This window comes from Serinibacter arcticus (assembly GCF_003121705.1).
Taxonomy (GTDB): Bacteria; Actinomycetota; Actinomycetes; order Actinomycetales; family Beutenbergiaceae; genus Litorihabitans.
In genome coordinates, this window is record NZ_PYHR01000002.1 from 2,996,176 (window position 1) to 3,016,502 (window position 20,327).

Here is a 20,327-nt window from a genome sequence, read left to right on the forward strand (position 1 = left end):
CGCAGCAGCACTGTTGCCGCTCGCGACCCACTCCGCGATTCCGTCGTCCAGGAGCACCGCCCCCCAACCGAGGAGAGAACGTGACCGAACCGCTCGCCGTCGTCGTCCGCAACGACACCCTCCACCTCGGCCCCGTGAACGTCCACTTCCGGCGCACCGTGCGGATCCCCGAGAAGGGCCTTCACCACCTGCCACCCAGCCTCGGATCGTTCCCGCTCCGTCGGGTGCAGGACTACCCCGACACCGTGCCCGCTGACTGGCTCGCCCGCGGCGGCGTCATGCTTCCGATCCGTCAGCGCGAGGCGATGTGGCTCGATCTCGGCGGCGCCGAGCCAGCGGCGCTGCAGGTCGCTCTCGGCAAGGTGTGCGCCGTCAGCGGCGCGATCTGGTCCGCGACGCTGACCGCCAACCCGCAGAACTACGTGTCCCTCCCGCGGCAGCCCTGGCTCGACGGCATCAACTCGGGCGAGGGGTCCGTGCGCCAGTTCGTCGCGACCCGGCTCGGGCTCGGCGCCACGGTCGAGGGCCAGGTCACCGGAGAGGAGACGGTCGGCGGCTTCCAGCTGCGCGCTGTGGGCCTCACCGCCCAGGCGCTCGAGGTCTGGAAGGCGCAGGAGGTGGCGTCCCCGCAGATCCGTGGGGCGGCAGGCGTTCACGCGATGGCCGGCGCCCCGCTCGGCATGGGGGTCGGCGCCGGCGGCACGATGCGCCAGGAGATCTACCGCGACTCCCGTCCTCTCGACGACTACGACGCCGAGCGTTCCTCCCGCGTGTTCGTTCACCTGTGCTCCGCCGAGCAGTGGACGGCGATCACGGGGGAGGCGCCCCCGCCGTCGCCCATCGACCGCGAGACGTACGTCCACCTCAACCTGCCGTGGTTCGACTACTTCGACGACGACGGCGAGGACCTCGCCCCGAGCGACACCCTCGCCACCGTCAAGACGGTCGGCGATGTGCTGGAGCTCGACGAGCCCGCCTTCACCCCCACGAAGCCGGCGACCGTGGTCGTGCTGAAGGACCAGGGAGGGGACGCCGTCGCACCGGGGGAGTGGTGACCCGGGTGCACCCCGCCCCTTGCCATCCGTCCCCCCATCTGGGGAGGGTGGACGGATGAGATGCTCCGCTCTGACCCTCAGTGCCGTGCTCCTCGCGGGTTCGCTCGTCGCCTGCTCGCCCTCGTCCGACGGCGATGACGCCGCTCCGGACGAGTCCGCGACGCCGTCGACCAGCGAGAGCGCGTCCCCCACCGAGGAGGAGACGAGCCCCAGCCCGACGGCCACCAGCCCCACGGAGACCGAGCCACCGCCGTCGGAGCCCGCCGTCGAGGTCCCCGTCCAGGTGGTGCCGGAGGCGACCCTCGACGCCGAGACCCTCGGCACCGTCGACCAACCGCGCGAGGAGGCTGTCGGCCTCACCGCCTGGCGCCTCCCCGAGGACTGCCAGCCGACGACGCCGGACGCCCTCGACATGTGGACCGTCACCCAGGGCTCGGGTGAGTTCGAGGAGGCCGTCGGGGTCCAGCAGGTCGCGGTGTTCGCGGACTCCGACGCCGCGGCTGCCGCGGCTGACGAGCTGATCGCCGCGATGCAGAGCTGCACGGCGGCCGAGGGCGCGGCGACGCGCTACGTCGTCGAGGGGGTCGACATCGGCGCCCAGGGCAACGGCCTCGCCACCGACTACTACGGCGCGTCCGCCACCGGCGACCTCGCCACCGCGATCGGCGACTACGTCGCGGAGACGCGCCGCGGCACGGCCGTCACCCTCGTCGGCTACCAGGGCGGCGAGAGCCAGATCCAGTCGGCCGGCCAGAGCACCCGACTGCTCCTCGCCACGGCGTGGGAGCGCCTCTGCGTCTACGACAGCGAGGGCTGTTGAGCACCGCCGTCACTCGCGAGTCCGTCCGCGAGCTTGCCCGCGAACAGGCCGCCGACCCCACGACGGTCCGCGAGGTCATTCACTACGCCTTCAACGCCGATCCCGTCAGCGGCGGCTTCGCCTTCCTGCGCGACGAGGTGCTCCTGATCTGCGGCGTGGGCGGCGGGCGGACGTGGACCGTCGACCCCGGCGACGACGACGCGCGGCGCGACGCGATCGACGCCTTCTGGCGGGTCGCGCAGCGGCACAGCCTGCGCAAAAGGCTGGCAGCGCTGGAGCCGGAGGTGCGCGTCGCCGTCGCCGGCCTGGTCGCGGGCGTGCGGAGCGTGCGGAACCTGGACGCGGGGGCACTGAGGGACGACGAGGCCGGCGTCGACCCGTGGGTGGCGGACGCCCACCTCGCCTACCTCCGCTTCCACACGAACGCGAGGACGCAGGCCGAGGCGGTGCTCGCCGTCGAGCGCGCGCTGCGCGACCGCGGCCGCTCGACCCTCCCGATTCACCCGTGCCCGGTCTGCGGCTACCCCGCGCTCGGTGACGGTCCCTACGCGCGGGCGGTGTGCGAGGTCTGCGAGCTGCTGACCGTGTGCGAGCACGGCCGGGAGGTCCGTGGAGCGCCGACCAGCCGGTTCGGTGGGTTCGTCGCCCGGCACGCCGACGACGAGTCCGAGTGCGAGGCGACGACGGCGAGCGGCGCCGTCGTCATCGGGGAGCGCGCGGTGATGATGACCGGGGTGGACGGGAGCGTCGTCGTCGAGGTCGTGGCGTAGGCCGGGTCCGGGCAGGCCGTCCATGCCGAACCCGGTGCCGGCCGGCATCGGACGTGGCTGCCCAGGCCCCGACAGCCCTCGTCGCTCGATGATGCTCGTTGGCGATGAGAGCGGGCGGCTTGACCCCGCCCCTACGTCAGGGTGATGACTGAGGGGCATGAACCTCGTGCCCGCCGCCTATCTCGCGTCCTACGTGCTCTCGCTGCTCGGCACCTCGATCGCCGGCATCGCCCTTCCCCTGATCGTGCTGCAGACCACCGGGAGCGTGCTCGGTACCGGTGCGGTCGCTGCGGCGACCGCCGTCCCCGCCGTCCTCGCCGGCTTGTTCATGGGCGTCGTGATCGACCGGATCAACCGGCGCACCTCCTCGGTGGTCACCGACCTCGTCTCGGCCGCCGCGATCGCGGCGCTCCCCCTGATCGACGTCGTCACCGGCCTCAGCCTCGGCTGGTTCATCCTCTTCGGCGTCATCGGCTCCCTCGGCGACGTGCCGGGCATGACGGCGCGCGAGACCCTGCTGCCGGCGATCGTGCGCCACGGCCGGATCAGCGCTCAGCGACTGATGGGGATGCGTGAGGCACTGGGCGCCGTCGCCCTGATCGTCGGCCCAGCGGCGGCAGGGGTGCTCATGGTCGCCTTCGACGGGTCCACGGTCCTGTGGATCACGGCGGGGACGTCCCTGGCGGCAGCGCTGCTCACGCTGCTCATCCCGCACCGGGTGGGGGCGATCGTCGCCTCCGACGGTGCGGCGCCCCCGGCCTCGACCCGAGGCCGGACCTGGAGTCGCCTCCGGGAGGGTTGGCGGGTGCTGTTCCGCAGCCCGTTCCTGGTCGCGACGACGACGCTCAGCCTGGTCTCGGTGCTCGTCCTCGCGTCGCTGCAGGGCCTGATCCTGCCCGTCTGGTTCACGCTCGTGGAGCAGCCGGGGATGCTCGGGTTGGTGCTCACCGCACTCGGCGGCGGGACCTTCCTCGGCGGCGCCGCCTACGCGACCGCCGGGGCCCGGGGGCGCCGCCGCGCATGGTTCCTGTGCGGGCTGATCGGGACGGCGACCGGGTTCGCGATCATCGCCACCCTCGGGTCGGTGTGGATCGTGCTCACGGGCGCGTTCGTGGTCGGAGTGGCGAACGGGCTGTTCGGGAGCCTCCTCGGCGTCCTCATGATCGAGCGGATCCCCGAGGAGATGCGCGGCCGGATCATGGGCACGCAGAACGCGATGATGACGGCGGCGCCGTCGCTCGGGATCGTCGTCGCCGCCGTCCTGGTGGAGGTCGCGGGGGTCGAGGTCGCGGCGGTCGCGATCGCCGGGGTCTGGGTCGTCGCCCTCGTGGTCGGGCTCGCCGCGCGCTCGCTGCGTACCCTGGACCCGCTGACGGCGGGGACGGACGAGCACGTGACGGAGGCGGTCGTGCATGCACAGCGGTGAGCTGGCGCGGTTCGCCGGGGTGAGCGTGCGGACGCTTCGGCACTACCACCAGGTCGGGGTGCTGCCCGAGCCGGAGCGGCGCAGCAACGGCTACCGCGACTACGGCGTGCGCCACCTGGTGCGCGTGCTGCGGATCCGGCGTCTGGCCGCACTCGGACTGCCGCTCGAGCGGATGCCGGCGCTCCTGGACGACATCACGGGCGACCCCGGCGCGCTGCTCGCGGAGCTGGACGGCGAGCTGGCCGCCGAGATCGATCGGCTCAGCCGTCAGCGCGAGGTGATCGCCCGCCTTCGGCTGGCGGGCGGAGCCCCCGACGTCCCACCCGACCTCGCCCCGTTCCTCGCCGCCCTCGCGGCGCGCCTGCCGCCCGACCTGGCAGCGATGGACCGCGACCAGACGGTGCTCGTGGCGCATCTGGTGGGGGAGGACCACGGACCCGCGCTCGCCCGCCTGTACGAGCGGATCAGCGCCCCCGAGGCCCTCGCGGAGATCGCGGAGCGGTTCGGACGGCTGGGGCCGGACAGCACCGACGACGACGTGGCCGACGTCGCCGAGCGCTACGTCGTGGCACTCGACGGCGCGCTCGACGAGCTCGCGGACCTGTCGCCGTCGATCGACCCGCGCCGCGCCAGCGACGTCGCCCAGTACAGCACCGAGCTCCTCAACGAGCAGCAGCGGCGGGTGGTCGCGCTGCTGGAGCGGCGTCTGGCCGATCGGGCGGACGGCGGGGTCACGAGCTGATCTGGTCGGCCGTCGTTCACCGACGGACGAATCCACCGATCGGCCGCACTCCGTGTTGGGATTGAGCATCCGCCCACGAGCAGAGGAATCGCCATGGCTGCCCCACGCCCCCAGGTTGTCGCGGCCGTGATGGCCACGAACGGTCCCGAGGTCCCGTTCGTCTGGTCGACGACGCCCACCGGGCTCGTCGGCACCTGGAACTACGCCGACGCCCAGTGGGCCGGGCCGCTGGCTGCCGGCGCCGTCGACGCGACGTACCGGCTGATCGTCGAGCTCGACGACGACGCCACCTACACGCTCACCGATCACACCCAGGAGGCGCAGGGCGGCGTCGGGTTCGGGGGCGGGAGTGCGTCGTTCAGCAGCTTCCGCGGCACGGTCCGCAGGAAGAGCTTCAACAGCAGCGCTGCGCCGATCGCGTCCGACCACGGGCAGGTCGGGCAGACCTTCGGGTGGAACTTCGACAGCGCCGTTCCCAAGCGCGTGCTGCAGGACGTGCTTGCGCAGCACGGCTGGAGCGAGCGGAAGGTCGGGTTCTGGGCGCGATTGACGGGACGCACGAGCTGATCCGGGTCGGGGTTCGGCGTGCGAGCGAGCCCGGAAACGCACAGACGCCCCGGCCGGAGCCGGGGCGTCTGTCGTAGGCGCTGACGAGCGTGAGCGCGCGACCGAGGATCAGGCCGGCTGCGCCGCCCCGTCCCCACCGCTCGCGGCCCCCGCCGGGAGCAGCCGCGTCACCAGGTCGGAGATCGTGACGGCGACGCGCCGGTCGCCGTCGTGCACCACCGCGAGCTGGGTGCGGGCATCCCGCATCGTGCCCAGCGCCTCCCACGCGAGGGTCGCGGCGGGGAGCTCGAGCACCGGACGCGCCACCGATGCGGCGGGCGCCGAGGTCTCCAGCAGCAGGACGTCGCGCACGTGCACGACCTGCGTGGGGACCCCGGCGTCGTCGAGCAGGAGCACCCGCAGGTCGCCCCGGTGACGCGCCTCGTCCAGCACCTCGCCCACGCTCGCGCCGACCGGGAGACCCGTGACGGTCTCCGCGTCGGCCGCGAGCACGGCCAGCTCGAGCTGCTGCAGGTCGAGCGCGTGCGAGATCTGCGAGCCCAGCTCGGGCTCGAGCACCCCCACCTGCTCGGAGTGCTCCACCAGGCTGCGGATCGTGGCGACGTCGCGGCCACCCACCGCGGCGCGGTCCACCGGCGTGACACCGGTGCGCGCCACGAGCGCGTTGGCGATCGTGTTGATCAGCGTCAGCAGCGGGCGGAACACCCACGCCACCCCGCGCGCGGGGAGCGAGACGAACCGGGCCGCCACCTCGGGGTGCGCGATCGCCCACGACTTGGGCGCCATCTCGCCGATGACGAGGTGGAGGAACGTGACCACGAACAGCGCGATCGCGAACGAGACCCCGCCCGAGAGCCAGCCCGGCAGCCCCCAGCCCGACAGGATCGGCTCGAGCCAGCCGTCCACGGCCGGTTTGGTGACGGCGCCCAGCGCGAACGTGCACGCCGTGATGCCGAGCTGCGCGGTGGCGAGCATCATCGTGAGCTCGTTCATGCCGCGCAGCGCGGCGCGGGCCGCACGGTCCGTCGGCGCGAGCGCCTCCAGACGATGACGGCGCGCGCCCATCAGGGAGAACTCGATGACGACGAAGAACGCGCTCAGCACGATCAGTCCCACCGTCGCACCGGCGACGACCCAGCCGTTCATCGCTGCTCCTCGGAGTCGTGGGTGCCGGCGGCGTCGGCATCGGCCCCGTCGTCGGGATCGAGCGGGGCCTCGTGGAGGCTCAGCCGCACGCGGGAGGGGACGAAGCGGTCGACGTCGAGAGTCTCCGCCAGGGCGAAGCGGGCGACGGCGTGGTGCTCGAGCAGGTCCTCCACCATGACCGGCAGCTCGATCCGCTGCACCTCGCCCACCTCGGGCAGCGCCTCGCGCAGATCGATGAGCAGGCCGGCGATCGTCTCGTAGTCGCCGCGCGGCAGGTCGTGGCCGATCGCGCGCTCGACCTCGTCGAGGTGGGCGTCGCCGTCGAGCAGCCAGGTCGTCTCCGACTCCTGCTCCACGCCCTCGACGCCACCGTCGTCGCCGTCGTGCTCGTCGACGATGTCGCCGGTGAGCTCCTCGGTGAGGTCCTCGATCGTCAGCAGGCCGACGAAGCCGCCGTGCTCGTCGATCACGCACGCCAGCTCGTTGGCCGAGGTCTGCAGCTGCACGAGCGCCGTCGGGAGCGGCATCGCCGTGGGGAGCACGAGCGGCTCGCGCATGATCGCGGTGACGGGGCGGTCGTCGTCGGGATCGCACTCCAGGACGCCGACCAGGTCGACGACGCCGACCGGTTGCGACCGCTCGTCCACCACCGGGTAGCGGGTGTGAGCGGTGGCCATGAGCCGGCGGACGTCCGCGATGGTGGTGTCCTCGCCCACGACGTCGGCCCGCACGCGCGGGACCATCGCGTGGTCCACCTCGCGCTCGGGGAAGTCGAGGATGCGGCTCAGCAGCAGCGAGAGGTCGTCCGGCAGGTCGCCGCTGTCGCGCGAGTCGCCGATGATGTGGCCGAGGTCCTCGGCGCTCGCGCTGGAGTCGACGTCGTGCACGGGTTCGACGCGCACCAGCTTCAGCAGCAGGTTGGACGCCTTGTCGAAGAGCGTGATGAGCCACCCGAGCACCGCGAGGTAGATCAGCGTCGAGCGCGCCAGGGCCCGGGCGAGCGGCTCGGGGTTGGAGATGGCGAGGTTCTTGGGGAAGAGCTCACCGAAGATCATCTGGACGACGACGGAGACCAGCAGCACGCCGGTCGTGATCGCACCGACGGCTCCGGCGGCCCCGAACAGCGCGGCCAGCGATCCGCCGACGAGCGGTTCGGCCACGTAGCCGACCAGCAGTCCGGTGACGGTGATGCCGAGCTGGGCGCCCGAGAGCATGAAGGACGTGCGACGCGTGACGCGCAGGGCGCGTTCGGCGCCGGCGTCACCGGTGGCGGCACGGGCTCGCAGCGCGGAGCGGTCCACCGACATGTAGGCGAACTCCTGGGCGACGAAGTAGCCGCCGGCGGCGATGATCACTCCGATCAGCACGAGGCCGAGCAGGAGCTGGAGGACCTCGGCTAGCACGAGGGCCTCGGCAACGGCGCGAGGGGTGGAACGGGGCAGATTCTCGGCGGTGAAGCCGGACTGTCACTGGCCACGGGGCCGGTACCTCCTGTGATCGGGAGGACTCATCGTACGGTCGCGGGGCGATCAGGTGGTGGGTCGGGGAATCGGCGACTGGCGCGGCCGCCGCCCGGTCACCCCGAGCAGCGGCCGCGCCCACGCTCACGGGCGGATGAGCACCTTCAGCGCCTCGCGCGCGTCCATCAGCCGGTAGGCCTCGGCGATCTCGCCCAGCGGCAGCTCGCGGTCGAAGACGCGACCGGGGTCGATCGTGCCGTCGAGCACGGTCGGCAGCGCGGCCTCGAGGTAGGCGCGGACCGCCGCCGGGCCGCCCGTCAGCGTCACGTTCTTGCCGAACAGCGACGCGAAGCCGACCGGAGCATCCTCGTACTGCGGCACCCCCACGCGCGAGATCGTGCCGCCGGGACGGACGATCCCGTAGGACTGCTCGTAGGCGGGCATGTGGCCGACGGCCTCGAGGACCACGTGCACACCCAGGCCGTCGGTGATCTCAAGCACCGCTGCGATGCCCTCCTCACCGCGCTCGGCGACGACGTGGGTCGCGCCGAACTCGCGCCCCAGGTCGGTGCGCGCCTCGTGGCGGCCCATGAGGATGATCGTCGTCGCGCCGAGCTGTGCGGCCGCGAGCACCGCGGAGAGCCCGACCGCGCCGTCGCCGATCACCGCGACGGTCTTGCCGGCCTCGACCCCGCCCCGGACCGCGGCGTGGTGGCCGGTCAGGTAGACGTCGGAGAGCGTGAGCAGGGACGGGAAGAGCGACTCGTCGGTGCCGGCCGGGACGACGACGGCGGTGCCGTCCGCCTGCGGGACGCGCAGCTTCTCGGCCTGCGTGGCCGAGGGGGCGCCGTCGAAGAAGCCACCGTGCACGCACGAGGTGGTGATCCCGTCGCGGCAGTGCACGCAGGTGTTGTCCGACCACGCGAACGGCACGATGACCGTGTCGCCGATCGCCAGACGCTCGACGTCGGCACCGATCTGCTCGACGACGCCGATCGCCTCGTGACCCATCCGGCGCCCCTCGGGGGTGTCCTCGAGGTCGTGGTACGGGTGCAGGTCGGAGCCGCAGACGCACGCGTGCGTCACGCGGATCACCACGTCGGTGGGCGCCTCGATCTCGGGATCGGGCACCTCCACCACGCGCACGTCGCCGGCCTTGTACATCAGTGTTGCTCGCATGAAGCGGGTCCTCTCGTCGTGCTGTCGGACTCCAGTCAATCCGTGGCGCCGACGCGGGGGAGTCTCTGTCGAGAGGTGTACCCGCGGGGCATCCCTCCCCGTCCGGGACCGGCTTACCGTGGACGGCATGGACCAACGAGCCGAGGTGCGGGAGTTCCTCATGACGCGGCGGGCGCGGATCTCCCCGGCCGACGTCGGTCTGCCCGCGGGCACCAACCGGCGGGTGGCCGGTCTGCGGCGGGCGGAGGTTGCGATGCTCGCCGACGTCAGCGTGGAGTACTACGCCAAGATCGAGCGCGGCGACATCGCCGGCGCCTCCGCCGCGGTGCTCGAGTCGCTCGCGCGGGCCCTGAACCTGGACGAGACCGAGCGCCGGCACCTGCACCACCTGGCCCGCGCCGCGGACGGCATCCCGGCCTCGGGGCGCGTCCGCCGTCGGGCCTCCGCGCAGCAGCCGACCCGGCAGGGGCTGCAGCGCACGCTCGACGCGATCACCGGCGGGCCCGCGTTCGTGCGCGACCGCCGGCAGAACCTCGTCGCCACCAACGCGCTCGGCACGGCCTTCTACTCCCCGGTGATCGGGAGCGGCGGGCGGGTGCCGAACCTCGCGCGGTTCCAGTTCCTCGACCCGGCCTCGCGCGAGTTCTACCCGGACTGGGACCTGTTCGCCGCGATGTGCGTCGGCATCATGCGCGCCGAGGCGGGCCGCGACCCGCACGACCGCGAGCTGCAGGACCTCGTCGGCGAGCTCACCACGCGCAGCGAGACGTTCAGCCGGCTCTGGTCCGCGCACGACGTGCGCACGCACGGCGCCGGCACCAAGCGGTTCCACCACCCCGTCGTGGGCGAGCTGAGCCTGACGTACGAGGAGCTGACGATCGCGGCCGACGACGGGCGCACGCTCCTCGTCTACACGGCCGAGCCCGGGTCGCCGTCGGCCGACCGGCTGCAGATTCTCGCGAGCTGGGGGGCCGAGACCGGGGCACGGTCCGCCGTGCACGACGGGAGCGTCGCGCATGACTGAGGCTGCGCCGTCGGGCATCGCCGGTCTTCCCGAGCTCCTCGCGCTGCTCGACGGCGGGGAGCGCATCCCCGCCGGCTCGCCCGCCCACGCGGTGATGCACGCGGTCAGCCAGGAGTCGATGCGGATCACGGGTGAGCTCAACGGCGGCTACCACGAACCGGAGCGCGTGCGGGAGCTGCTCGCCCGGCTCACGGGCGCGCCCGTCGACGAGTCCGTGACCCTCTTCCCGCCGTTCACCGCGGACTTCGGCCGCAACCTCCACCTCGGCCGCCGCGTCTTCATCAACTCCGGCGGCCGGTTCCAGGACCAGGGCGGGATCACGATCGGGGACGACTGCCTCATCGGTCACAACGCCGTGATCGCGACGCTCCAGCACGACGTCGACCCGGCCCGCCGCGCGGACCTGCTCCCCGCGCCCGTGGTGCTGGGGCGCAACGTGTGGCTCGGCGCGAACGTGACGGTGCTGCCCGGCGTGACCATCGGGGACGACGCCGTGGTCGGCGCCGGGTCGATCGTCACGCGGGACGTGCCGGCCCGGGCGATCGTGGTGGGGTCGCCGGCGCGGGTGGTGCGGATGATCGACGGCGACGGCGGGCGTCCGCCCGGGGTCGAGGCCCGAGAGGCCTGACGGTCAGAACCCGAGGAACCGGGTCGCCGCTCGGCGCCCGATGAGCCGGCGGGTCGCCGCGATCGCCAGCAGGCTCAGCGCGAGCACGACGGCCAGCTCGACCAGCTGGAGCGCCGGCAGGACCGGCACCTGGCCGTCGTCGAACGGCACCTCGAGGACCCGCCAGGCGAGCACGAACCACAGCAGGTGCACGTAGTAGATGCCGTACGAGTCGCGGCCGAGACCGTCCAGACCGAACCACCGCTCGCCGTCGTGCGCCGCGCCGGTCCGCTCGCGGCGCTGGTGCAGCGCGAGCAGCAGCGCGATCACCGCGAACGCGCCCAGCACGGAGCCGACGGTGAGCTGCCCGGCCGCGAAGCCGATGTCGCCGCCGGACCGCACCAGGAGGAACGACTCGGCCACGCCGGCCGTGACCGTCACGGCCACCGCGCCGACGGCGACCGGCACCCGGATCGACGGCGCCCCGTGCCGCCGCACCCACAGCCCGGCCAGGTAGAAGGCGAACCAGCCGAAGAGCCACGTGTTGGAGAACGACGGCGGGGTGCCGTCAGCCAGCGTGCGGACGTACAGCCAGACGAGGTAGATCGGCGTGACGGCCCACAACGCCCACCGCCAGCGGGTCTCCAAGGCGCGCAGCAGCAGCGGCGTGAGGAGCACGAGCTGGAGCAGCACCACGATGAAGTACAGGTGCGGGACCGAGGCGCCGAGCACGACGTCGCGGACCAGCAGGCGAGGGTTCCACGCACCGCTGATCGTGGCGATCAGCAGCGTGTAGGCGGTGGACCAGAGCAGGAACGGCACGCCGAGGCGCACGGCGCGCGAGCGGAGCCAGGCCGCGCCGTCGGCCACCTTCGACGGCGAGACGAAGTACGCGGCCAGGAAGAGGAACACCGCGACGGGGAAGTTCACCAGCTGCCGCTGGGCCAGCCAGTAGTCGAGGTTCCAGGCGTGCGGGCCGTCGAGGTAGGGGATGCCGGTGGTGGTGTGGGTCCAGATGACGCCCAGGATGCAGAGGCCGCGGACGGCGTCCCAGTAGGTGTCGCGTCCCGAGGGTGCCGGCCGCTGCGTCGCGGGGGCGGTGGGCGTGGTCACCTCGTCAGGGTAGGTCGGGGGTGGGTGCGGGGGACAGGACGACGCACGCGGCCGTGATCGAAGCGGATCGGAGACGATCCGTCCGCGGTGGCCCGCGATCAGTTCCGAGCGGATCGGTGCGGATGTCGGAGGCAATTCGTACAGTCGATGGAGGTACTCAACGTGGAGTGCCGACTCAGAGGAGGACGCAGTGCTGCATTCTCAGAACCATCTCCATCCATCCGCGAGATCTCGCCGCAGGTCACGCTCCGCCGTCGCGCTCGGAGCGGCCGTGTCCGTGCTGGGCGCGAGCGCCCTGGTCGCCGCCCCGGCGTCGGCCGCGCCCGACGGCGAGTGGACCGTCACGTCACCGGGCGGCGGTGTCGTGGCTGACGTGGCCCTCGAGGCGGGCGTGCTCAACCTCACCGCCGGCACCGGCGGGGAGACCCTCGTCGACGTCGCGGACCTCGGCCTGGAGACCGACACCCTCGACCTGGCGACGGGGCTCGACGTCGTGGGGTCCTCGACCCGCACGGTCACCGAGACCTACACGATGGTCACCGGCAAGGAGCGCGAGCGCTCCGCGACCCACACCGAGCTGCGGCTCGACCTGGCCAAGGGCGGGATCACGTTCGGCGTCGTGATCCGCGCGGCCGACGACGGCGTGGCCTTCCGCTACGACCTGCCCGCCGCGCTGGGGACCTCCTACGAGGTCGTCCAGGAGCCGACGACCTTCACACTCCCGCCCGCGGCCGACGCGTGGCTGCAGCCCTACGGCCCCCAGTACGAGAACGCGCACGTCACGACCACCGCGGCGAACGCCGCCACCCGCGCGTACGGGTTCCCGAGCACCTTCCGCAGCGGTGAGGACTACGTCGTCCTCACCGAGTCCGACGTGACCGGCACGTACGCGGGCACCCACCTGACGAAGGTCGCCGGCGCTCCCACCTACGCCCTCGAGCTCTACGAGCAGGTCCCCGTGGAGGCCTCCGGCGCGCTCGTCACCCCGTGGCGCGTGGCGATCCTCGGCGACGCCGCGACCGTCGTGGAGTCCACCCTCGTGGACGACCTCGCCACCCCCAGCGTGGTGGCCGACACCTCGTGGATCGAGCCGGGCGTCTCGGCGTGGTCGTGGGTCCCGGGCGCCTCGCGTCCCGACCTCGGCTCGCAGATCGGCGCGCAGGGCAACCTCGAGTTCCAGAAGTCCTTCGCCGACCTGGCCGCGCGCAACAGCTGGCCGTACATCCTCATCGACGAGGGTTGGCAGGCCGAGTGGGTGCCGGAGCTCGTGCGCTACGCGGAGGCGCGCGGCGTGGGGGTCCTGGCCTGGTTCCACTCCGACCGGTTGTGGACCCGCGAGCAGCGCGACTCCTGGTTCGACCGCCTCCAGGAGTGGGGCGTGCGCGGCATCAAGGTCGACTTCATGGACTCCGACGACCAGGAGACCTTCCGCTGGTACGACGACATCCTCGCCGAGACCGCCGAGCGCCAGCTCATGATCAACTTCCACGGCTCGACCATCCCGCACGGCGTCCAGCGCACGTGGCCGAACGCGGTCACGTTCGAGGCCGTCCGCGGTGAGGAGCAGGGCAAGGACTCCGCCTGGGCGTCGCACAACACGGTGCTGCCCTTCACCCGCAACGTCGTCGGCTCGATGGACTACACGCCGGTGCGCTTCAGCGGCAACCGTCCGGCGAGCAAGGCGCACGAGCTGGCCCTGCCGGTCGTGTTCGAGTCCGGCATCCAGCACTACGCCGACACCCCGGAGGCCTACGCCGCGCAGCCCGCCGCCCAGCGCTTCCTGCGGCAGGTCCCGACGGTCTGGGACGAGACGCGCCTGGTCGCCGGGTCCCCCGGCTCCGAGGCCGTGATCGCCCGGCGCGACGCCGACACCTGGTTCATCGGCGGGATCTCGGGCACGGCGGCGCGCACCGCGACCGTCCCGCTCGAGGTGCTCGGCGACGGCGAGTGGCTCGTCCACACCATCACCGACCGCAACGGCGGGCTCCAGGAGACGGTCACGACGCGGACGGCGGCCGACGTGCTCAGCCTCCCGCTCGTGGAGAACGGCGGCTTCGCGCTGCTGGCCTGCCCCGCGACCGAGGGCCGCACCGCGTGCTACTCGGGCGGGGCGCAGACCGAGACGCTCGTCGACGTCGACCCCACCGCCGTCGCGATCGGTGACCAGATCACGGTCGACGCCGTGTTCGTGGTCCGCTCGGGCGGTCCGGTCACCGACGTCGAGCTCAGCCTCGACATCCCCGAGGCGTGGACGGTCGTCTCCGGCGAGACGGTCGCAGCGCCGTCGGTCGCCACGAGCGGCACCGTGACCGGACGCTGGGTGGTGCGCGTGGGGCCCGGTGGCCCCGTGAACGACGTCGCGATCTCCGCCGTCGCCGCCTACACCGACGCCGAGGGCAAGGCCATGCGCAACGGTGGTTCGGCTCTCGTGCAGGTGGAGCCGCCACCGCTCGAGGGCGACGTGTGGGTCTCGGAGCTCCCGTTCACCGAGGCCGTCACCGGCTTCGGCCAGGTGGGACGCGACCTCGACCTCAACGGCGGGAAGGTCGAGGTCGCGGGCGTCACCTACGACCGTGGCCTCGTCGTCCACGCGCCCGGTCGGGTGTCGGTCAGGCTCGGCGCCCAGTGCACGGTGTTCCGCGCCGTCGCGGGGGTGGAGCCCGGCGGCGAGCGGGTGCAGGAGGCGAGCATGACGTTCTCCGTGCTGGGCGACGGCGTCACGCTGGCGACGGCGGGCACCGACGCTGCGCCGATCCGGGTCGACACCCCGGCGCAGACGTTCGAGGTCGACGTCACCGGCGTCGAGACGCTGACCCTCGTGGTCGGCGACGGCGGCGACGGTCGCAACAACGACCACGGGGCGTTCGCGGACGCGAGGCTCGAGTGCGCCGAGCCGGCGGTCGCGGACGGCGTCGCGGTGACGACCGCCCCGACCGCGCCCGACGGCGACGGCGGCTGGTTCGTGACGCCGCCGCGCGTCTTCCTCGAGACCACGCCGCGCGGGACCGAGTCGCTCATCGCCTACAGCCTCGACGGCGAGACCTGGCTCGACTACGACGGGGCGTTCTCGGTGTCGCAGGAGGGTGTGACGACCCTGTCCACGCGCCTCGTGGGCGTGGACGGCTCGGTGAGCGAGACCACCACGACCGAGATCAGGCTCGAGACGTCGGCGCCGAGCGCGCCGGTGATCTCGGGGATCGCGGCCTCGGGCGAGGCCGGCGCGTCGATCGGGTGGACGGCGCAGGCCGTCTCCGGGATCGCCTCGTACGCGGTGACCCTGAACGGGGAGGCGGTCGCGGGTGACGTCGAGCTGGCCACCGCGGACCTGCCGGCGGGCACCCACACGCTGACGGTCACGGCCACGAGCGTGGCGGGCCACACCGGCCCGACGACGACGGCGACGTTCGCCATCCCCACCGAGTTCGTCGACATCCCGGTCGGGACGCTGTTCTTCGACGAGATCGCCTGGCTCAGCAACGCGGGCATCTCGCAGGGGTGGCCGCTGCCGGGCGGGGCGGTCGAGTTCCGACCGCTCGCTCCGGTCGCACGGGACGCGATGGCGGCGTTCCTGTACCGGCAGGCCGGTTCGCCGGACTACACGCCCCCGACGGTCTCGCCGTTCGTGGACGTGCCGACGACCAACCAGTTCTACACGGAGATCGCCTGGGCGCACGCGCAGAAGATCACCACGGGCTGGGAGCGGGCCGACGGCGGCCGGGAGTTCCGGCCGCTCGCACCGATCGCCCGCGACGCGATGGCGGCGTTCCTCCACCGGGCCGCGGGCTCGCCGGTGGTCACCGCGCCGACGGTCTCACCGTTCGAGGACGTCGCACCCGGCGACCAGTTCTACGACGAGATCACCTGGATGCAGGAGCAGGGGATCGCCACGGGCTGGGCGGGCAACGACGGGCGGTTCGAGTTCCGGCCGCTCGACAGCGTGAAGCGCGACGCGATGGCGGCGTTCCTCTTCCGGTTCGACGCGCTGTAGTCAGGCGCCCGGAGTAAGGGCGACGGCGGTGGTCCGGGATCTCCCGGGCCGCCGCCGCCGTCCGTGCGTCCGTGCGCCGCTGAAGGCCCCGCCGCTACTGCGGCGCCGGCGGCGGCTGGATCTGGAGCGCGTCCTCGCGCTCGACGTGAACGCCGTGGAGCGCGGCCAGCGCCTTCTCGCCCGCGTCGTCCACGGTCCCCGTCACGATCGACATCGTGGTGAGGGTCGCGTCCACCGTCAGGCCCGCCTCCCGCAGCCGCGGGAGGGTGCCGGCCAGGTCGCCGTCGACCGTGACGACGACCTTGCGGCGGCCGGCGTCTGCCGGACCGCCCGCGCCCGCGTCACCCTCCGGACCGCTCACGGCTTCGCCGCCGCGGGCCGGGTCGGCGCCGTCGCGAGACCGCGGCCCACCAGCTGGCTTCCCTCCGCCAGCGCGGTGGCCGTGCCGAGCAGCTTCTCCGACAGCTCGCGTCCCCGCAGCCCCGTCGCCTGGGCGTAGAGCGCCGCGATCCCGGACACGTGCGGCGTGGCCATGCTCGTGCCGCGCAGCACCTGGTAGGAGCCGGCGTCCACCGGCCAGGAGGAGTAGATCCCGACGCCCGGACCGGCGATGTTCACCTCGCCCCCGTTGCCGTTGAGCGCGATCGAGGAGAACGGCGCCCGGCGCAGGTGCTGGTCGACCGCGGCGACCGCGAGCACCGACGGGCAGTTCGCCGGGGAACCGACGGGGTTGTCGCCGTTGTTCCCGGCGGCAGCCACGATGATCGACCCGGCGTCCAGCGCCGCCCGGCCGGCGGCCTCGTAGTACCGCAGGTAGGTGTCGCCGACCCGCGTGTCCGAGCCGAGCGACATCGAGATGACGTCGGCACCCTGCTCGATCGCCCAGTTCATGCCCGCCAGCACCCCGCCCGACGTGCCGCCGCCGGAGTTGCCCAGCACCTTGCCCACCAGCAGCCGGCAGCCGGGGGCGACGGAGTAGCGCCGCTGACCTCCCGAGGGGTGCCGCACCGCGCCGATCGTGCCGGCGACGTGGGTGCCGTGGCCGTTGCCGTCCTGCGCCGTCTCCCCGGGGATGAACGAGTGCGACAGCGCCACCCGGCCGTCGAGGTCGGGGTGGTGGGCGTCGTACCCGGTGTCCAGCACGGCCACGGTGATGCCGCGCCCGCTCCACGGGAGCGGCGCAGCACGGGGGCGACCGCCTGGACGGCCAGCAGGCCCCAGGTCGCGGCGTCGGTGTCGCTCCACGGCAGGGCCGCCAGGGCGTCGGCGTCCTCCTCGTCGAGGAAGCCGTCGCCGCCGGACACGGTGCCCTCCCAGCTCTTCTCGCCGTCGTTGCCGATGTCACCGCCGCCCCAGCCGTCGCTGCGGCCGCCGGGCCACTCGGCGTGCGCGCCGTAGGCGTGCACGTACACCTCGGGCTCGGCGGTCATCACGGCCGTCGCGGGGTCGGCGGCCGCCTCGGCCATCAGCGCGGGGGCGTCCTCGAGGATCGCGATGCCGAGGTGGTCCAGCACCAGCGCGGTGCCGGGGGGAGTGGCGTGCCGGGCGCCCGGGTCGGAGTCGTCGGTCGCGTGGACCGAACGGACGCCCAGCGAGCGCAGCGTCTCGGCCGGAGCCTCCGCGGCGCGGTCCAGCACCACGATCGTGCGGCCGGTGGGGCCGGAGGGCAGGTCGTGCGAGGGAGTGGTCATGGCCGTCGTCCTTCGTGCGGGGTGGGGCACGGGGGCGGATCGCCCGCGTGCCGGTGTCACCGCAGGAGGGGCGCGGGGCCTGCTCCTGATACACACGGCCGCGAGCGTTCGACGTCGGCGCCGTCACCACCCGTTGCCGAAGCACTGCAGCGGCACGGGAGCCGCGCCCTCCGCCACCATCGCCACGAGCGCGTGCGCGGGCTCGAGACCGGCAGCGAGGTGCGCGTGCAGGCGGGCGAGGGTCACCGCCGTCGCGGCGTCGTTGATGCGCACCGGCGCCGCCACCACGCACCGCACGCCCGCGTGCAGCCACGCGCGCGCCATCCCGACGGTCTCCTGCCCCAGACGGCGGAGGAGCGCCCGAGCTCGCAGCTGCTCAGCACCACGTAGTCCGGCACCCGCTCCAGCTGCTCGATGTCGTACCCGAACCACGCGCCGTCGGCGAGCTCGAGCCCCGAGAACAGCGGGTTGTCGGCGCTGTGGCGGCCGTGCGCGGCCACGTGCAGCACGTCCACGCGCGCCGCCAGCCGCGAGAGCTGTGCGGTGCCCGCCTCGTCTCCGGCGATCACGACGGCGCCCGGCCACGCCGTCGCGGCCGCCCGCACCTCCGTCTCGGCCTGGGTGAGGCGTGGACCGGCGACGAAGCCCGCGCGGACCGGGTGGGCTCGCCGGCCGAGACGGACGTCGCGGCGCTCGCGGCCCGTGCCGCCCGTGCCCTTCGCGGGTGCCAGCCGTCGCAACCAGTCGGTGACGGTCTCGGGGATCGTCACGGCGCAGCGCCCGAGCCCGGGAACCATCGACCAGGGCACCCCGCTGAGCGCCGCGGGTGCGGTGATGACGAGGCGGTGCGGCCGGGGGAGGCCACCGCCGTCGGGCGCCTCGCCGTCGGGCCCCACGCCGTCGGGCCCCAGCCCGAGTCCGACGGCGGCCAGCACCGGGTCGAGCACCAGCGCAGCGATCTCCGCCAGCCGACGCTGCAACGACTGCGCCACCACGCGCTGCAGGTCACCCGGGAGGTCGAGCGCGGCGACGTCGAGGTCCGCGAGCAGCTCGGCCAGCACCGGCTCGACCTCCGCCCAGGCCCCCAGGCGCACGAGCACGGAACGGTCCGGCGTCACGACGACGGCGGCGAGCTCGACGTCGGTGCGCACGAAGGACACGAGCGTCGCCTCCTGCTCGGCCAGGGCGGAGCGCAGGCGGACGTCGCGACGGCCCTCCTCGGCGTCCGGCGGACCGCCGGGCCGTTCGTGCAACCGCCAGCCCTGGCCCCGGAGCGCGGCCAGCGGGTGACGCCCCGGATCCGGCGGTGGCCCCCCGCGCGCCTCGAGGTGCGGCTCGGCGGGCACGCGCACCGACGCCGCGCGGGAGACGACCCCGCGGGTCAGCTCGGCCCACGCCAGCACCAGCTCGGCGTCCCCGAGCGCGAGGGAGGTCTCGATCCCGGTGACCAGCAGCTGTCGGCCGTGCACCGCCAGGGAGGTGCGCAGGTCGATGTCCTCGTAGCGGTCCTGCCACGCCGTCACCTCCGAGATCCCGGCGAAGGCGTGCTGCAGGGCGAGCCGTCGACGCCCCGCCAGCGCGGCCACCTCGGCGCTCACCTCGCGGTGGAGCACCCGTCCCAGCAGCGGCTCGCGCGGGAGCACCCGCACCCGGCGGAGGCGTCCGACGGCGTCGCCCACGTCCCCGAGGCGAGCCGCCGCCCGCGCGGTGTGGCGCCGCAGCTCGCGGGACTGCTCCGGCATGCCTGCGGCGGCCAACCGATCGACGAGATCGTCCGCGCGCGCGAGCAGACGCCCGCCGGCGGCCCTCGTCCGGGCCGCGGCGCGCGCCTCGGCCCCGGTCACCGCGGCGGCCTCGAGCCCGAGCCTGACCACCAGGGCCTCGGCACGCAGCGCGGCGGTGGGGTTGCCCGCCCGGACGAACCGGCGCTGGGCCCGCCGCGCGACGGCGAGCGCCCGCCCCGGATCCAGCGGCAGCACGGTGCGCGCCAGGGTCAGGTCCGTCTCGGCCTGGAGCTGGGACAACCCCGCCCGGCCGTAGGCCGCGGAGGCGCTCACGAGCAGCGGCACGGCGTCCCGCGGCATCCCCGCGCGCTGCAGCAGGTCCGCGCGATCGCCGTCGCACGTCGCCCGCATCATCGGCGAGATCGGGGCGAGCACGTCCCTCGCGGCGTCCATCGCGTGCAGCGCCTCCACGAGGTCGCCGCGCAGCAGGGCGATCACGCCGGCGTTGTGGGTGGCCTTCGCCGTCCCGACGGCGTCGCCCGCCTCCTCGAACGCCACCACCGCCCGGCGGAAGTCGGCCTCGGCCGGCCCCAGCCGGTCCCGCTCCATCGCGACCATGCCGCGGTTGAGCAGCACCTGCCCCAGCAGCCGCGGTTCGTGGTCGAGCCCACGCACCGCCAGGTCGAGCATGGGCCCCGCCGTCCGCACGTCGCCGCCGCGCAGGGCGACGAGGCCGAGCTGGCCGGCGAGCACCGCCGTCGTGCGTCGATGGATCCCGGGCGTGGCCATCGCCGTGCGGCACAGCTCCTGGGCGCCCCCGGGGTCGCCCCGTTCGGCCAGGACGTAGGCGCGCGTGCCGAGGATGAGCGCCGCGACGTCGGGGTCGGTGCCGCGCGCCTCCGCGCGGTCGAGCAGGCGCAGCGCGGCCGCGAGGTGCCCGGCGTTGGCCCGGGTGACGGCCTCGCGGTAGAGCTCCTGCGTCGGTGCGACGGCCACGCTCGTCCCTTCCTCGATC

At 73.8% G+C, this 20,327-nt stretch carries 17 protein-coding genes; 9 read left to right on the top strand and 8 right to left on the bottom strand.

What is annotated here, in order from left to right; translation table 11 throughout:
- Window positions 1-80: 80 nt before the first annotated feature.
- The 6 genes from C8046_RS13380 (at window position 81) to C8046_RS13405 (ending at window position 5,380) form a co-directional block, all read left to right on the top strand.
- Window positions 81-1,055 (top strand): hypothetical protein, encoded by a 975-nt coding sequence (locus C8046_RS13380; protein WP_109229878.1) that lies wholly within the window; start codon window positions 81-83, stop codon window positions 1,053-1,055.
- 55 nt (window positions 1,056-1,110) lie between these two features.
- Complete coding sequence (locus C8046_RS13385; RefSeq protein WP_146197165.1) at window positions 1,111-1,875, top strand: hypothetical protein; 765 nt, start codon at window positions 1,111-1,113, stop codon at window positions 1,873-1,875.
- A complete protein-coding gene (locus tag C8046_RS13390; protein ID WP_109229880.1) occupies window positions 1,872-2,645 on the top strand; it encodes a hypothetical protein in 774 nt (257 codons plus the stop codon). Before C8046_RS13385 ends, C8046_RS13390 begins: the two co-directional genes overlap by 4 nt.
- Before the next feature lie 157 nt (window positions 2,646-2,802).
- Window positions 2,803-4,071, top strand: a complete 1,269-nt coding sequence (locus C8046_RS13395) for an MFS transporter (protein ID WP_109229881.1) — start codon at window positions 2,803-2,805, stop codon at window positions 4,069-4,071.
- Entirely contained in the window at window positions 4,058-4,813 is a 756-nt protein-coding gene (locus tag C8046_RS13400; protein ID WP_109229882.1) for a MerR family transcriptional regulator, read from the top strand. The genes C8046_RS13395 and C8046_RS13400 overlap by 14 nt, the downstream gene beginning before the upstream one ends.
- A gap of 93 nt (window positions 4,814-4,906) precedes the next feature.
- Window positions 4,907-5,380: a hypothetical protein gene (locus C8046_RS13405; RefSeq protein WP_146197166.1), complete on the top strand. Its 474-nt coding sequence runs from the start codon at window positions 4,907-4,909 to the stop codon at window positions 5,378-5,380.
- Between the two features lie 108 nt (window positions 5,381-5,488).
- Here the strand turns inward: C8046_RS13405 and C8046_RS13410 are convergent, their stop codons facing one another.
- The 3 genes from C8046_RS13410 to C8046_RS13420 form a co-directional block, all read right to left on the bottom strand.
- Window positions 5,489-6,526, bottom strand: a complete 1,038-nt coding sequence (locus C8046_RS13410) for a CNNM domain-containing protein (RefSeq protein WP_109229884.1) — start codon at window positions 6,524-6,526, stop codon at window positions 5,489-5,491.
- Entirely contained in the window at window positions 6,523-7,929 is a 1,407-nt protein-coding gene (locus tag C8046_RS13415; RefSeq protein ID WP_109229885.1) for a hemolysin family protein, read from the bottom strand. The genes C8046_RS13410 and C8046_RS13415 overlap by 4 nt, the downstream gene beginning before the upstream one ends.
- A gap of 201 nt (window positions 7,930-8,130) precedes the next feature.
- Window positions 8,131-9,165 (bottom strand): zinc-binding dehydrogenase, encoded by a 1,035-nt coding sequence (locus tag C8046_RS13420; RefSeq protein WP_109229886.1) that lies wholly within the window; start codon window positions 9,163-9,165, stop codon window positions 8,131-8,133.
- Window positions 9,166-9,292: 127 nt separating this feature from the next.
- Here C8046_RS13420 and C8046_RS13425 point away from each other — a divergent pair, with 127 nt between their 5' ends.
- A complete protein-coding gene (locus C8046_RS13425) occupies window positions 9,293-10,189 on the top strand; it encodes a helix-turn-helix transcriptional regulator (protein WP_109229887.1) in 897 nt (298 codons plus the stop codon).
- Complete coding sequence (locus C8046_RS13430; protein ID WP_109229888.1) at window positions 10,182-10,817, top strand: DapH/DapD/GlmU-related protein; 636 nt, start codon at window positions 10,182-10,184, stop codon at window positions 10,815-10,817. The genes C8046_RS13425 and C8046_RS13430 overlap by 8 nt, the downstream gene beginning before the upstream one ends.
- 3 nt (window positions 10,818-10,820) lie before the next feature.
- On the opposite strand, the gene C8046_RS13435 is transcribed toward C8046_RS13430, so the two are convergent.
- Window positions 10,821-11,909 (bottom strand): acyltransferase family protein, encoded by a 1,089-nt coding sequence (locus tag C8046_RS13435; RefSeq protein WP_158277221.1) that lies wholly within the window; start codon window positions 11,907-11,909, stop codon window positions 10,821-10,823.
- A gap of 271 nt (window positions 11,910-12,180) precedes the next feature.
- Between C8046_RS13435 and C8046_RS13440 the strand changes: the two genes are divergently transcribed.
- A complete protein-coding gene (locus C8046_RS13440) occupies window positions 12,181-15,897 on the top strand; it encodes a glycoside hydrolase family 97 catalytic domain-containing protein (RefSeq protein ID WP_146197167.1) in 3,717 nt (1,238 codons plus the stop codon).
- Between the two features lie 94 nt (window positions 15,898-15,991).
- On the opposite strand, the gene C8046_RS13445 is transcribed toward C8046_RS13440, so the two are convergent.
- The 4 genes from C8046_RS13445 to C8046_RS19805 form a co-directional block, all read right to left on the bottom strand.
- Window positions 15,992-16,258, bottom strand: a complete 267-nt coding sequence (locus tag C8046_RS13445) for a hypothetical protein (RefSeq protein WP_109229891.1) — start codon at window positions 16,256-16,258, stop codon at window positions 15,992-15,994.
- Window positions 16,255-17,142, bottom strand: a complete 888-nt coding sequence (locus tag C8046_RS13450; protein ID WP_328587601.1) for a S8 family serine peptidase — start codon at window positions 17,140-17,142, stop codon at window positions 16,255-16,257. Before C8046_RS13450 ends, C8046_RS13445 begins: the two co-directional genes overlap by 4 nt.
- A 569-nt stretch (window positions 17,143-17,711) precedes the next feature.
- Window positions 17,712-17,912 (bottom strand): CHAT domain-containing protein, encoded by a 201-nt coding sequence (locus C8046_RS19800; protein ID WP_109229893.1) that lies wholly within the window; start codon window positions 17,910-17,912, stop codon window positions 17,712-17,714.
- A complete protein-coding gene (locus tag C8046_RS19805; RefSeq protein ID WP_109229894.1) occupies window positions 17,831-20,308 on the bottom strand; it encodes a CHAT domain-containing protein in 2,478 nt (825 codons plus the stop codon). Before C8046_RS19805 ends, C8046_RS19800 begins: the two co-directional genes overlap by 82 nt.
- Between the last annotated feature and the right edge of the window lie 19 nt (window positions 20,309-20,327).